This window comes from Phenylobacterium sp. (assembly GCF_004799515.1).
In the GTDB taxonomy this organism is placed as follows: Bacteria; Pseudomonadota; Alphaproteobacteria; order Caulobacterales; family Caulobacteraceae; genus Phenylobacterium.
In genome coordinates this window covers 143541-157204 of record NZ_SSMX01000004.1, presented here as the reverse complement: position 1 = coordinate 157204, position 13664 = coordinate 143541, and the positions used below count along the sequence as shown (strand labels likewise).

The 13664-nt window shown below is 69.6% G+C and carries 15 protein-coding genes and 1 riboswitch; of the genes, 5 read left to right on the top strand and 10 right to left on the bottom strand.

All coding sequences use genetic code 11. The annotated features are described in order from the left end of the window. Positions 1-8 precede the first annotated feature (8 nt). The gene (locus tag E8A49_RS02755; RefSeq protein ID WP_293376103.1) at positions 9-500 is read left to right on the top strand and encodes an ATP F0F1 synthase subunit B; all 492 of its coding nucleotides are present in this window, start codon (positions 9-11) and stop codon (positions 498-500) included. Between the two features lie 174 nt (positions 501-674). Here E8A49_RS02755 and E8A49_RS02750 read toward each other — a convergent pair whose 3' ends face one another. From E8A49_RS02750 to E8A49_RS02710, 9 genes are all read right to left on the bottom strand, one after another. Next, complete coding sequence (locus E8A49_RS02750) at positions 675-1076, bottom strand: hypothetical protein (RefSeq protein ID WP_293376101.1); 402 nt, start codon at positions 1074-1076, stop codon at positions 675-677. A gap of 233 nt (positions 1077-1309) precedes the next feature. Continuing rightward, positions 1310-2878 (bottom strand): aminomethyl-transferring glycine dehydrogenase subunit GcvPB, encoded by a 1569-nt coding sequence (gene gcvPB, locus E8A49_RS02745; RefSeq protein WP_293376099.1) that lies wholly within the window; start codon positions 2876-2878, stop codon positions 1310-1312. Then, positions 2878-4212, bottom strand: coding sequence for an aminomethyl-transferring glycine dehydrogenase subunit GcvPA (gene gcvPA / locus E8A49_RS02740; protein ID WP_293376097.1), 1335 nt, complete (start codon positions 4210-4212; stop codon positions 2878-2880). The genes gcvPB and gcvPA overlap by 1 nt, the downstream gene beginning before the upstream one ends. Before the next feature lie 186 nt (positions 4213-4398). Beyond that, positions 4399-4767: a glycine cleavage system protein GcvH gene (gcvH, locus tag E8A49_RS02735; protein WP_293376095.1), complete on the bottom strand. Its 369-nt coding sequence runs from the start codon at positions 4765-4767 to the stop codon at positions 4399-4401. Between the two features lie 16 nt (positions 4768-4783). Further along, a complete protein-coding gene (gene gcvT, locus E8A49_RS02730) occupies positions 4784-5932 on the bottom strand; it encodes a glycine cleavage system aminomethyltransferase GcvT (protein WP_293376093.1) in 1149 nt (382 codons plus the stop codon). A gap of 174 nt (positions 5933-6106) precedes the next feature. Further along, positions 6107-6215, bottom strand: a riboswitch (glycine riboswitch). Positions 6216-6544: 329 nt separating this feature from the next. Then, on the bottom strand, positions 6545-6736 hold the full coding sequence (locus tag E8A49_RS02725; RefSeq protein WP_293376091.1) for a hypothetical protein: 192 nt from the start codon (positions 6734-6736) through the stop codon (positions 6545-6547). A gap of 107 nt (positions 6737-6843) precedes the next feature. After that, a complete protein-coding gene (locus E8A49_RS02720) occupies positions 6844-8055 on the bottom strand; it encodes a CocE/NonD family hydrolase (RefSeq protein ID WP_293376089.1) in 1212 nt (403 codons plus the stop codon). 48 nt (positions 8056-8103) lie between these two features. Beyond that, a complete protein-coding gene (locus E8A49_RS02715; protein ID WP_293376087.1) occupies positions 8104-8748 on the bottom strand; it encodes a hypothetical protein in 645 nt (214 codons plus the stop codon). After that, positions 8748-9677 (bottom strand): hypothetical protein, encoded by a 930-nt coding sequence (locus E8A49_RS02710; RefSeq protein WP_293376085.1) that lies wholly within the window; start codon positions 9675-9677, stop codon positions 8748-8750. Before E8A49_RS02710 ends, E8A49_RS02715 begins: the two co-directional genes overlap by 1 nt. 386 nt (positions 9678-10063) lie before the next feature. Here E8A49_RS02710 and E8A49_RS02705 point away from each other — a divergent pair, with 386 nt between their 5' ends. From E8A49_RS02705 to E8A49_RS02695, 3 genes are all read left to right on the top strand, one after another. Then, entirely contained in the window at positions 10064-10528 is a 465-nt protein-coding gene (locus tag E8A49_RS02705; RefSeq protein ID WP_293376083.1) for a hypothetical protein, read from the top strand. A 191-nt stretch (positions 10529-10719) separates the two neighbouring features. Then, positions 10720-11109, top strand: coding sequence for a DUF4440 domain-containing protein (locus E8A49_RS02700; RefSeq protein WP_293376081.1), 390 nt, complete (start codon positions 10720-10722; stop codon positions 11107-11109). A gap of 90 nt (positions 11110-11199) precedes the next feature. Next, positions 11200-11937 carry a dienelactone hydrolase family protein gene (locus E8A49_RS02695; RefSeq protein WP_293376079.1) on the top strand — a complete coding sequence of 246 codons (738 nt, stop codon included), beginning with the start codon at positions 11200-11202 and terminating at the stop codon, positions 11935-11937. A 3-nt stretch (positions 11938-11940) separates the two neighbouring features. Here E8A49_RS02695 and E8A49_RS02690 read toward each other — a convergent pair whose 3' ends face one another. Beyond that, complete coding sequence (locus tag E8A49_RS02690) at positions 11941-12387, bottom strand: hypothetical protein (RefSeq protein WP_293376077.1); 447 nt, start codon at positions 12385-12387, stop codon at positions 11941-11943. A gap of 164 nt (positions 12388-12551) precedes the next feature. Here E8A49_RS02690 and E8A49_RS02685 point away from each other — a divergent pair, with 164 nt between their 5' ends. Then, positions 12552-13508 carry a TraB/GumN family protein gene (locus E8A49_RS02685; RefSeq protein WP_293376075.1) on the top strand — a complete coding sequence of 319 codons (957 nt, stop codon included), beginning with the start codon at positions 12552-12554 and terminating at the stop codon, positions 13506-13508. The last annotated feature ends 156 nt before the right edge of the window (positions 13509-13664 follow it).

Below are 13664 nucleotides of genomic sequence, written 5' to 3'. Positions count from 1 at the left end.
ATCGACCCATGGATATCCTGACCGACGCGCACTTCTGGGTCGGCGTCGCCCTGATCGTCTTCCTGGCGATCCTGGTCTTCGTCGGCGTGCCGAAGCTCGCCATGCAGGCCCTGGATGCGCGGGGCAAGAAGGTGCAGGAGCAGCTCGAAGAGGCCACGCGCCTGCGCGAAGAGGCCCAGGCGCTGCTCAGCCGCATCCAGGCTGACCGGGAAGCCAGCGACGCGCTCTCCAAGGAAATCCTGGCCAACGCCCAGGAGCAGGCCACGCGCATGCAGGCCGAGGCCCAGGAGCGCCTGGCCGAACAGATCGAGCGCCGCGGCCAGCTGGCCGAGCGCCGCATCGCCACCGCCGAGGCCCAGGCCGCCGCCGAGGTGAAGGCCGCCGCCGTCGACCTGGCCGCCCAGATGGCCGAGCAGGTCCTGACCGCCCGCCTGGCCGGCGCCAAGTCGGATCCGCTGATCGATGCCGCCATCGGCCAACTGGCCGGCAAGCTGCAGTAGCTCACAGTGTCATCCCGGTTTCGGCTCCGCCGAAGACCGGGATCTATGGACACCGAGATTCAAGACCATCCTGACGTCGACGCCGCGGTCAGATCCGCGGCCGTTTGCGTTCATAGGTCCCGGTCTTCCGCTGGCGCGGAAACCGGGATGACACTCGGGATCGTGGGTGGGCCTCTAGGCCGCCTTGCGCCGCAGCCGCCGGCCAAGCGCGCGGCGGGTGCGGCCGGCGAAGCGGGCGCGCTTGGGCAGGACCAGGCGCTCCAGCCGCAGGTACTGCTGCCAGAAGACCGGGATGATCTCCGGGTCGCGGCGCATCAGGCGGCGGATCGGGAACACCATCTTGGGGTGCGCCTGCTGCATGCGCAGGAACTGGCGCTTGGCCTTAAACGAGTTGCGCAGCACGATCATCAGACCCACCACCAGGAGCGGCAAGCCGATGTGGCCGGGCAGGGGCGCCAGGATCAGGCCGGCGATCATCACCAGGCCGCCGACGCCGAGCAGCAGCCAACGCGCCACGCGCGCGACCAGGTCGCGGGCGAAGTCGTCGGACGCGCGCTGCACGCGCAATGAGGGCATGGCGAAAGTCACTGGATCTAGCCTGGGGGCGCGCGCACGACTCAAGGGGAGGTCGAACCGCCGCTGCGCCAACCTGATATGCGAACCGACCTTGGCGACGTAAAGGCGCCGTCCGGGTTAAATTTCGCTCAGGTTGGATATTCGGCCGCCGATGGCGCCCAAGACACACCCCGATGCGCCTCCGACACAAGTTCCTCGCGTCAGAGGCGAATTCCAGCCCTCCGCGAGGGAAACTACTCGGCGGCGAGGGGCGTCGCGGGCTCTGGACGCCACGCCAGCTTGGGCTTGCGGGCGGCCTGGGTCTCGTCGAGCCGGCGCAGCGGCGCGAGGTACGGCGCGCCAGTGAAGCGTTCGACATCGCCGGCCTTGGCCGCCTGGGCGAGCGCCAGCAGGGCGTCGCAGAAACGGTCGAGCTCGCGCTTGGACTCCGTCTCCGTGGGTTCGATCAGCATCGCGCCGTGCACCACCAGCGGGAAGTACATGGTCATCGGGTGGAAGCCCTCGTCGATCATCGCCTTGGCGAAGTCGAGGGTGGTGACGCCGGTGCCCTCCAGCCAGGCATCGTCGAACAGCGCCTCGTGCATGCAGGGGCCGTCGGGGAAGGCCGGCGTCATCACGCCGCCTAGGCGGGCCTTGATGTAGTTGGCGTTCAGGACCGCGTCCTCCGCAACCTGGCGCAGGCCGTCGGCGCCGTGGCTGCGCATATAGGCGTAGGCGCGGACGTACATGCCCATCTGGCCGTGGAAGGCGCACATGCGGCCGAAGGCCTGGGCGGCCTCGCCAATGGCCTCCTCGACCAGCTCCAGCCCGTCCGCGCCGTGCACGAACCAGGGCGCCGGCGCGAAGGGCGCGAGCGCCTTCGACAGCACCACCGGGCCCGCGCCCGGCCCGCCGCCGCCGTGCGGGGTGGAGAAGGTCTTGTGCAGGTTGATGTGCATGGCGTCGACGCCCAGGTCGCCGGGCCGCACCCGGCCGACGATGGCGTTGAAGTTGGCCCCATCGCAGTAGAAGTAGGCGCCCGCCTCGTGGGTCAGGCGCGCGATCTCGATGATGTCGCGCTCGAACAGGCCGCAGGTGTTGGGATTGGTCACCATGATCGCGGCGACGTCCGGCCCCAGCTTGGCGGCCAGGTCGACCAGGTCGACGCGGCCGTCGGCGGTCTGGGCGATCTCGGTGACCGAATAGCCGACGAAGGCGGCGGTGGCCGGATTGGTGCCGTGGGCCGAGGTCGGCACCAGCACGGTGCGGCGGTGGCCCTGGCCCGCGGCCTCGTGGGCGGCGCGGATGCAGAGCAGGCCGCAGAGCTCGCCGTTGGCCCCGGCCTTGGGCGTCATGGCCACCGCCGGCATGGCGGTCAGCGTCTTCAGCCAGTGGGCCAGGCGGTCGATGAGCTCGAGCGCGCCCTGCGTCGTGGAGACCGGCTGCAGCGGGTGCAGGTCGGCGAAGCCGGCGAGGCGGGCCATCTTCTCGTTGAGCCGCGGGTTGTGCTTCATGGTGCACGAGCCCAGCGGATAGATCGCCAGGTCGATGGCGTGGTTCTTCTGGGAGAGGCGCACGTAGTGGCGCATCGTCTCGGGCTCGGAGAGGCCCGGCAGGCCGATGGGGCCGGCGCGCACCAGGCCGCCGAGGTCGGAGGCGTCGTGCTCGGGGGCGTCGATGTCGACGCCGGTCTTGTCCCAGCCGCCGAGTTCGAAGATCAGCGGCTCGTCCTGCAACAGGCCGCGGCCGCCGGTCAGGCTGGCGTGACCTTCGGAGGTTGCGGCGCCCGGCTGGGTGGGGCGGCCCACGTTGGACATGGCCATCAGCCGATCCTCCCCTTCAGGGCGGCAGACAGGGCCGCGATATCCTCGGTGGTCGTGGTTTCGGTCGCCGCCAGCAGCAGGACGTCGTCCATCCCGGCGTGCGGGTCGAGCCGCGAATAGGGCACGCCGGCGACGATCCCCTCGGCCAGCAGGTCCTCGACGACCTTGGCGGCGTTGGGCATGCGCACGGCGATCTCGTTGAAGACCCGCGGCGTCAGCACCTCGGCGACGCCGTTCAGCGCGCCGGCCAGTTCCCGCGCGCGGCTGTGGTTCAGGGCCGCGAGCTGGCGCAGGCCCGTCTCGCCCAGCAGCGACAGGTGGATGGTGAAGGCCAGAGCGCAGAGGCCGGAGTTGGTGCAGATGTTGCTCGTCGCCTTCTCGCGGCGGATGTGCTGCTCGCGGGTCGACAGCGTGAGCACGTAGCCGCGCCGGCCCTCGGCATCGAGGGTCTCGCCGCACAGGCGCCCCGGCATCTGCCGCACCAGCTTCTCGCGGCAGGCGAAGAGGCCGACGTAGGGGCCGCCGAAGTTCAGCGCATTGCCGATCGACTGGCCCTCGGCCACGGCGATGTCCGCGCCCATCTCGCCGGGGGACTTCAAGAGGCCGAAGGACACCGCCTCGGTGGTGACGACGATCAGGAGAGCCCCGGCGGCGTGGGCGGCTTCGGCGATCTTCGTCACGTCGGTGACCACGCCGAAGACGTTGGGGGTCTGGACGACGACGCAGGCGACTGTCGAGTCGATGGCGTCGATCACGGCGGCTTCCGCGTCGATCGCCGCCTTCTGCCGCAGGATCTCCATGCCCTCGGCGTGGGCGATGGTCTGGGTGACGGCGGCGTAGTGCGGGTGCAGGCCGCCCGAGAGGATGGCCTTCTCCCGGCGCGTGACGCGTTGCGCCATCATGACCGCCTCGGCGCAGGCCGTGGACCCATCGTACATCGAGGCGTTGGCGACCTCGAGGCCGGTCAGCGCGGCCACCTGGGTCTGGAACTCGAACAGCACCTGCAGCGTGCCCTGGGCGATCTCCGGCTGGTAGGGCGTGTAGCTGGTCAGGAACTCGGACCGCTGGATGATGTGGTCGACGCTGGCCGGCACATGGTGGCGATAGGCGCCCGCGCCGCAGAAGAACGGCCCCGCCCCGGCCGGGCGGTTCCTGGCCGCCAGGCCGGAAAGCTCGCGCTCCACCTCCAGCTCGCCGGCGTGGTTCGGCAGGTCGAACAGGGCCGCCTTGCGCGCCGCCGCCGGCACGTCGGCGAACAGCGCCTCGACGTCGGCCGCGCCGATCGTCCCCAGCATCTGGGCGCGGTCGTCGGGGGTCAGGGGGAGATATCTCATGGGGTCAATCCACTGGTGTCCAAGATGCTCCCCCAGGCGAAGCCCGATGAGGGGGAGCTGTCAGCGAAGCTGACTGAGGGGGTTCAAGCCCACGCGCCCATCCGCCGGGGATGAAACCCCCTCCGTCTCGCGGCTGCGCCGCGATCCACCTCCCCCTGCGGGGGAGGATCTGGGGCGTCGCGAGTTTCAAAGCGTCTGCAGGTATTGCTCGTAGGCGTGGCGGTCCATCAGGGCGTCGACTTCGGCCGGGTTGGCGAGCTTGACCTTGGCGAACCAGCCGGCGGCTTCCGGGGCGGCGTTGACGGTCTCGGGCGCATCGCCCAGGGCGGCGTTGGCCTCGACCACCTCGCCGGAGATCGGGGCGTAGACGTCGGAGGCCGCCTTGACGCTCTCGACCACGGCGAAGCCGTCGCCGGCCTTGACCGCCTTGCCGACCGCCGGCGTCTCGACGAACACCACGTCGCCCAGCTGTTCGGCGGCGTAGGCGGTGACGCCAACGGTCGCGATACCGTTCGAGTCGACCTCGACCCATTCGTGATCCTTGGTGAAGCGCATGGGAGGGTTCCTGGCTTTAGAGTTTGCGGACGTAGCGGTGCGGCACGAAGGGGGCCTTCACGACCTCGCAGGGCTGGGACTTGCCGCGGACGATGACGTTGAGGCGGGTGCCGACTTCGGCGTGGCCGGGCTTCACGAAGCCGATGGCGATGCCCTGCTTCAGGACGGGGGAGAAGCCGCCGGAGGTCACGGTTCCAACGATGGCGCCGGCCTCATCAGAAATCTCGGCGCCTTCGCGGGCGGGCGCGCCTTCCAGCACCTTCAGGGCCACGCGCACGCGCGGCGGGCCCTCGGCCAGCTCTTTCACGATCCGCGTCGCGCCCGGGAAGTCGCGCTGTTCGCGGCGGTTCTTGTTGATGGCGAAGGCCAGGTCCGCCTCCACCGGCGAGACCGTCTCGTCCAGGTCGTGGCCGTAGAGCGGCAGGCCGGCCTCCAGGCGCAGGCTGTCCCGCGCGCCCAGGCCGATGGGCTTCACCCGGTGGTCGGAGAGCAGCTTGTTCCAGACGTCGTCGGCGGCGTCGCCGGGGACCGAGATCTCATAGCCGTCCTCGCCGGTGTAGCCGGAACGCGAGACGATCAGGTCGACCCCGAAGGCGGTCATCAGGCGCACGTCCATGAAGGCCAGCTCGGCGGCCTCCGGCGCATAGTGCTGGAAGACGGCGGCGGCCTCGGGCCCCTGGATGGCGATCAGCGCGCGCTCCTCCAGCCGCTCGATGGTCACCTGGCCGGCCAGCTCGGCGTCGATGACCTTGAAGTCGTTGTCCTTGCAGGCGCCGTTGACGATGACGAACAGGCCGTCGTCGCCGGTGCCCACGGAGTTGACCGGGCGGCTGGCCATCAGATCGTCGACGATCCCGCCGGTGCGGTTCAGCAGGACGGAGTACTTCTGCCGGCCGGGCTTCAGCCCGATGAAGTCGCCGGGGACCAGCTCCTCGAAGGCCGACAGCGGCGCCACGCCGCGCAAGCGCGCCTGGCCCATGTGGGAGACGTCGAAGAGGCCCGCGTGCTCCCGCGTCCAGAGGTGCTCCTTCAGGACGCCCTCGGCGTACTGCACCGGCATCTCATAGCCCGCGAACGGCACCATGCGCGCGCCGAGCGCGATGTGCGCGGCGTGCAGCGGGGTGGTCTTGAGGGCGGCGGCGTCGGACGTGCGATCTTCGGCCATGGGGGAGACTCCGGCTGACAATGGGGCGGTCAGCCGAGGTTGCCACCCGGCCTCCCGCGCCCCCGCTGTCCTTGGGCCTGAGAGATTTCGGACCGTGCGAGCCTTGCGCGGTCCCCTGCTCCTTCGGCGCCCCTCCGTCGCCCGAGGCTAGGGAGGGAACTTTCCAGCGTGCATCAGCCCATCGCGGTCCGTTTGCCTGAGCGTTTCCGGGGCGGTTGCGCCTTCGGCTCCGGGGTGTCGGCGCTGAGGCGCGCCGAGTCCCGATCTCTCCCGCGAGAGTCGAGGCGAGGGATGCGGGATGAGGGCGGGGGAGTCAAGGCGGGGGATAGTCTCAGCCTAACGCCATGGCGGCCAGTTTGCCTTGGGGCCTCGGCGTCTCAAGGACCGGGCGGAGCCCGGCCGCGGGGCGGCGCGCCCTTGGCGCGTCCTTGACACGCCGAGGCCCCAAGGCTCGCATCATCCATGGGATTTAAGGCGGGGTGTGTCCCCTTCGGGGATGTGGGACTGACTCGCGTTTCCCTCTTCCGCTCATCCCCGCGAAAGCGGGGATCCATCGGGCTGTCGTGGACGCAGCTCCAGTCGCCGCCGGGAGGCCGCTTCGCCATTGGGGCGCTAGGTTTCGCTGTTGTCGAGGTTGGCCAGGGCGGCCTCCAACTCGGCCAGCTCAGCCTCCAGTTCGGCGAGGATGGCTTCACGCCGGTGGGCGTCGTTGACGGCCTTGAAGCTCCACGAGCCCTTCTGGACCTCGATCTGGCGGCGCACGTCGGCACAGGCGGCTTTCAGTTCTTCACGCAGCGATGGCATGGCTGATCGATCGCACGGTTGCGGTTGTTTGACGAGGGGGCGGCCAGTTTGCCTTGGGGCCTCGGCGTCTCGAGCACCGGGCAGGCCCAGCCGCGAGGCGGCGCGCGTCAGTTGAAGCGGCCCGATGTGGGCTGGGCGCGATGCCCTTCCCCGCTGCCGCTCTTGTCCTCTTCGCCCTTCGGAGGCACGGGCGGCGGGTTGCACTCCCCGCGCTCGGGTTCCTTGGGGTTGACGCGCACCCTGGTGGGCGCGCCGGGGGGCTTCAGGTAGCGGTCGAACCAGTCGATGGCGGCCGTGACCGCCTCATCCCGCTCGTCGCCGTAGATGTCGTAGTGGGTGATGTCGGAGAGCATCACCAGCTTGCGCGGCCCCTGCACCCGCTCGCAGGCCAGCTGGCCGTTGTTGGTGTTGGAGAACAGCTCCTCCTTCTGGGCCAGGACGAACAGCGCCGGCGCGGCCACCTGGTTCGCCTGTTCCACCGGCGCCCAGCGCACAACCTTGGCGCCCACCGGCGCGCCGACCAGGGCGCCGCCCGCGGCGCTGACGGCGCGGGCGCGGTCGGGCGGATACTGCGCCTGGCCGGCGGCCAGGCGCGAGGCCGCGGCGCCGGCCTCGGCGATCGCCCTGGCCGGGTCCGGCTGGTAGGGCTTGTAGGGGCGGGTGTCCGCGCTGGTCACCTCGCTGACCAGCGCCTTGACCCGGGGGTCCTGGGCCGCGGCGTAGATGACATGGCCCCCGGCCAGATCGGAGCCGAGCACGCCGATGCGGCCGGCGTCGACCATCGGATCGGCCGCCGCATAGCTGATGGCGTTGAACCAGTCCTCGGCCTGCTCCCAGGGATCGATATAGCCGCGCAGCTCGCGCACCTGCGCCGTGAACGTCCCGCCCGCGGCCGGCTGCTGGCCCGCGAGCATCACCCGGCCGTCGCTGTCGCCCCACCCGCGGTAGTCGAACAGCATGACCAAGTAGCCGGCGCGCGCCAGGTCGACGGCGTCCTGGCGGAGGGTCGCGGCCGTAGCGCCCCAGCCGGGCGCGATGACGACCGTGGGCAGCTTGCGGCCCTCGTTCCCGGCGGCCCAGAACCATTGGGCCGTCAGCCGCACGTTCTCGCTGATGAAGCCGGCGGCCTTGAAGCCGATCCCCCCGGGCGGGCGGTAGTCGCTTGCCGAGGGCAGGCCCTGCACCGTGGCCGGGTCGACGGCCGGCGCCTTGGCGGGGCTGCCGCCGCTCAGCGATATCCGGGCCTGCGCCAGCGCGAGGGCGGGCAGCGCGAGCGCGAGCACGCCACCGCAGGCCCAGCGTGCGAAACCGGATTTCATAGGTTCCTCAGCGGCGCCGGCTGGACGGGCGGCCTTGCGGGGCTGGGATCAACGGAAATAGTCATCGTAGATGCCCAAGACTCTATACTGTATCTCAAGTTTAACATCGCCCTCCTTCTCATGCAGGGTGACGGTTCCACTATAGAGAACCGGCGTTATTCGCTTCAGGTCGCCGGTCTCCGTCGCCGAATCCCAATGATCGCCCGAGGCGGAAATTCCGCAGGGCTGGAATTTCTGGAGAATATCCCGCTGATCGGGCGTGGGAATCTTCTCGGCTTCGAGGGGCGGCATCCAGGCCGTGCTCAGGTTGCTGCGCAGCCAGACGGTGTTGATGCAGTCCCCGGTCGGCGCGCGGAACACCCGAACCGTGCGCGAATAGGTCCAACCCTGACCATCAAAGACGGCCGGCCTCTGGTAGATGTTGAAGACGATCCCCAGGCGGAACGCCGGCTGCTCGGGCAATGGTTTGGGGACCGCGTCGAGCTTGGCCTGCATCTGCTGGATCCGCTGAGACATCAACTGCACGTCAACCTTTTCCCGTTGAACGGCTTCCTGGTGCATCAGCATGAGGGCGGCCACCAGGATCAGGAATAGAAACAGGATCCCGATGAACAGGTCCGTGAAGGACGCGAACGGTCCTTCATCGGCCGCCGGCGCCCTGGAGCTTGAGCCTCGCCGCAATCGAACAGGCATCACTCGCCGCTCCGCCGCGACAGCTCGGGCCCAAAGGTGATGACAGAGCGCCCGGCGTTCGCCTTGATGGCGGCGGCTGTCTCGGCGAGCGCCTCGTTGAGGGGCTCAAGATCCAATTTCGATATCCGGTCGAGGACGGCGGCCTTCACGAACCTGAGGTCGACATCCCCGTCGGCGGCCATCGGCGGGCACCAGGCCGCGGCGATCTCGGGATCGGTCAGCGCATGGTCGAACGCGTCTCCAAGCCGCGCGATGTGCGCCGCCCGCTCCACGCTCGCGCGGTAGATCTGCACGACCAGAGCGCACCCGACGCCCACCGCCGATATCCAGAATTTGTTGGCCGCCGTCGCCAGCAGGACCTGGATGAAGTCCCGCATGTGAGCGCTTTGAACGTCGGCCGATCCTTGCGCGGCGCCGATGTTCGCGCTGGCGATGGATAGCGCGGCGATGAGGCCCATGAACGTGCCGAGGAGCGACAGACGGATGATGAAGTCGCCAAAACCGCTCAGGCCCCGGTGAAGCCGCCGGTACTCGTCCTCGATCATGGTCCTTGCCGGACGCAATCCTTCGAGGCTGTGGCGCTCCGCAGGCAGGGCGGCCATCGCGCCCAGGTAGCTGGCGGTCGCCCTCGCGGTCGCGGATTTCGGGTTCCGCCAGACCTTGCGCTCCCCAAGGTCGTCGCTGCGGCACGCGTCGTTCGTCAGGATGCGGGCGCCGGTGGAGTCGTTCAGCAGAACCAGCTGCTCGACCTTGCCGGAGGGGTCACGCGCGTGAGCGGCGTCGACGATCCCGATGATTTCGCGCGTGACCTTGGCCTCGGCGATCAGCGACATATGATTGCGGAGGATCGCGACGCCCGTCAGCAACACCAGCAACCCGGAATAGAAAAACAGAAACGAACTGGACGCAAATATCTCAGCTATACGCACGAATATTCCCCCATCGCCCCATAAACTGCCGCTGTGGCAGATGGCTTGGCGCAGGAAAGCTGGATAGCCCCGCCGCCGCCTTCGCCTTCAAAGCAGACCCGCCCGACGTTCGCAACGGGTCGAAGGCGGACCTGGGCCCGTGGCCCGAGGTGTTCCTTGTGAACGTCCGCAACGATTCAAAAGCAGCTAGTCCCGGCCTCAACGCCAAGGCTCGCCTCAACCGTGGGATTGAAGGCAGGATGTGTCCCCGGCGGGGGCGATGCGGGGCAAATCGCTCCCCATCGGGAAAGCTGTCAGCGAAGCTGGCGGAGACATCGCGAATAAACGCGGGGCCTCGGCGGTCCATAGGGAACCGCCGCGCGTCGGCGCTTCTGAAAGGGATCTCAATGGTCGGAAAAGCGGTCATCGACGTCGCGGCGGCGCACAAGCACTTCTCCGCCGCGTGCTTCAACCAGGCCTGGGACCTGATCGACAAGCCGGATCGCACGGAGGCCGACGACCGCCTGATGGTCGCGCTGAACCAGGCGTCGATCTACCATTGGATGAACCGGCCAGACTGCACCGACAAGAACCTCTCGGTCGGATACTGGCAGGCCTCGCGAATCCAGGCGCTGCTGGGCAACGCCGCGGAGGCTATGCGCCACGCCGAGACCTGTCTGGGCTACAGCGCCGACCTCGGACCGTTCCATCGGGGCTACGCCTATGAGGCCTTGGCGCGGGCGGTGAGCCTGGAGCCCGGCCGCCCGGGCCTGGCCGACCACCTCGCGCGCGCCGAAGCCCTGGCGGACCAGGTCTCCGACGCCGAGGATCGCCGGCTGCTGGCGGCGGACCTCGCGCAATTGCGAAGCTAGTCCACAGCTCTCCTTCATCCGCTTTCCCCGCGAACGCGGGGACCGAGGTTTTTCATTGCGGCCATCGGCCTGGCGACGCTGTAGTCGCGGAGCCTCGGAAGCACGAAAACACCTGGGTCCCTGCTTCCGCCGAGATGAGCGGAATTAAGGGCGCCCCGACGTTTTGCGCATATCGAACAAGGAAGCCGCCCATGTCCGCAGACTCTGCCCAGGCCTGCACGGCCGTGTTCACGGCGGCCCTGATCCGGCGGGACATCGAGGGCGCGCTCGCCCTGCTCACCGACGACGTGGTGTTCTTCTACAGCAACGGGACAGCCGTCGTGGGGAAGGAGGCCTTCGCGGCGCTCATGACGGCGAGCTGGAAGGTGGTCGCGGACTACAGCTATTCGACCCTGGACCAGGCCTGGGTGTCCGAGACCGAAGACGCCGCGGCGGCGATCTACAGCTTCGCCTGGTCCGGCCGGGTCGGCGAGGCCGAGGTCGGCGGCGGCGGGCGGGGCACGCGGGTCTTCCGCAAGACGCCCGGCGCCGGCTGGCGGATCGCGCACGAACACCTGAGCACGGGGCAGTGGAGGCCTTAGGCCTGTCCCTGCTTTTGGCCGCACGGGTGACATCAGCGGGAGATAAAAGCGGGCTAGCCGCCTGAACACGGACATCCCGAGGAGCGCCGCATGAGCCAGGAACAGGTCACCCTTCAGGCCACGGATGGCCCTTGCAGGGCCCATGTCCTGACCCCGGAGGGCGCGGGGCCCTGGCCTGGCGTGATCTTCTACATGGACGGCTTCGGCATCCGGCCCGGAATGGTCGAGATGGCGACCCATGTGGCGAACCAGGGCTACGTCGTCCTGCTGCCCGATCTCTATTATCGCCATGGCCCCTACGGCCCGCTCGATCCCAAGGAGGTCCTGAAGGGCGACTTCCGCGCCATCGTCGGCCCGCTGATGGGCAGCACGGACAACCACAAGGCCGCGGAGGATACGGCGTCCTTCATCGCCTACCTCGACAGCCGGACGGACGTGGCGAAGACCAAGATCGGCACGGTCGGGTTCTGCATGGGCGGCGGGATGGCCCTGACCGCGGCCGCCTACTATCCGGACCGGATCGGGGCGGCGGCCAGTTTCCATGGCGGCAACCTCGCCACCGACCAGGCCACCAGCCCGCACCTGCTGCTGGGCAAGATCAAGGCCGAGGTCTACATCGCCATCGCCGACAAGGATCACAGCTATCCGCCGGAGATGGCGGAACGCTTCGAGGCCGCCCTGGCCGCGGCGGGCGTGAGGTACAGAAGCGAATTCTACGAGGGCAAGCTGCACGGCTGGATGAAGCCGGACATGCCCGTCTACGACGCCCCGGCCGCCGAGCGGGGCTGGCGCGAACTGTTCGCGCTCTACGGCCGCGCCCTGACCTAGCCGCTACTTCACCACCTTGCCGCCGAGCAGGCCGACCATGGCGCCGAAGCCCGTCTGGCCGATGGTCTTGGCGAACTCGAGGGCCGACTTCCTGGTCTCGCCGATCTGGTCGGGGAGCAGCATCGCCATCACGAAATAGCCCACCATCGCCAGCGCGGTGAGCGCCAGCACGGCGCAGAACACCAGCTTGAAGTAGGGGCCGCTGGGCGACGGGCTCTTGGAACCGGCGGCCTTCTTGGGCTCGCGGGCGGGCCGCTTTGGCGGAGTCGTCTGGGTGAACCCGACGAGGCCCCTGACCGCCCCGGGGTCGAAATGGAAAGGGTCCTCCTGCTCCTCCTCCTCGACGGCGAAGTCCGTCGCGGTCAGGGGGTGGGTGATGCTCTCCCAGGCCAGGAGGGCGGCGTTGGCGACCGGGTTTCCCAGGTCCTTGACCGTTCTCGACGTCGTCAAGCTGGCCCCCTTCGCTGCGGCGAACTGGAACGGTCGCCCCTGGCAATCCCGATGGTCTCAGGAAAAAGCGCGCTATCCCAGCCTTAAGTCCGGGCCGCATCTATCCCGAGCCGCCTGCCCCGGCCCGCCCTTGAGCCGCCTCAGTCGGCGGGCAAGACTGGGCAATGGGCGTCAGGCGTGGCCGCACCGGCGGGATCTTGGTGGCTGTGGCCTTGAGCCTGGCGTGGCCGGCCGCGCCCGCGCCGCCTTCGTCGGTGGCCGACCCGGAAGGGACGGTGGTCAGCGAACTGGTGGTGCAGGCGCGCGAGCCCGGGCCGCCCTGGTGGCGGGTCGAGGGCAAGGGGTCGGTCGTCTACATCCTGGGCGTTCCCGACGGGGCGGTCCCGCCGAAGGTGGGCTGGGACCGCACGGTGCTGGAGCGGCGGCTGACCGGAGCCAAGGCCGTGGTCGGGTCGCCCAGCTTCCAGGCGGGCCTGCGCGACATCCCGGCGGCCTTGCGCCTGCGCGCGCAACTGAAGTCCAAGACGCCTATGGAGGCCGGCCTGCCGCCGGCGCTGGCCGGGCGCTGGGCGGCGGATGTGGCGCGGGGCGGAAAGGCGGCCGACCGCTATTCCCATTGGCAGCCGATGGCGGCCGGGGCGTTCCTGCTGCGCGAATCGCGCGACGGCTGGCGCTCCGTCGAGCCGCAGGTCTGGGGGCTGGCGCGCCGCCAGGGCCTCAAGCCCCAGAGCTCGGCGCGCTATCCGGCCATGCCGCTCGTCCAGAAGGCCATGGCCGGGATGACGCCCGCCGTGCAGGCCGAGTGCCTGGGCTATGCCCTGGATGACGTGGAGGCGGGCGAGGCGCCGGCGCGGCGGGCGGCGGAGGCCTGGGCGCGGGGCGATGTGGCGGGCGCGCTCGCCGCGCCGCGCGGCTTCGACCGCTGCCTGCTGATCCTGGCCGGCGGGGCGGAGCTCTGGGCCCGCGAGGCGGAGGACCAGGCCGCCGACATCGCCGCCGCCCTGCAGACGCCGGGCAAGGCGGTGGCCGTGGTGGGCCTGCGCCGCCTGCTGGCCGAGAACGGCGTGGTCGCGCGCCTGGAGGCGCGGGGGCTGAAGGTGGCGGGACCGGGCGAACCCTGAGGCCATAGTCTCCCTGAAGCCACACTCCGGAAGGCGTCCCGAAAATCGCCTTCGGAAATGGGTCGTCCGTAGAAGGATCACCTGCCGGAGCGGTTTCCCCTCGGTGGGCGCGCATTTCCGCGGAACGATGTCACGCGACTGTCGGAGAACAGTCAA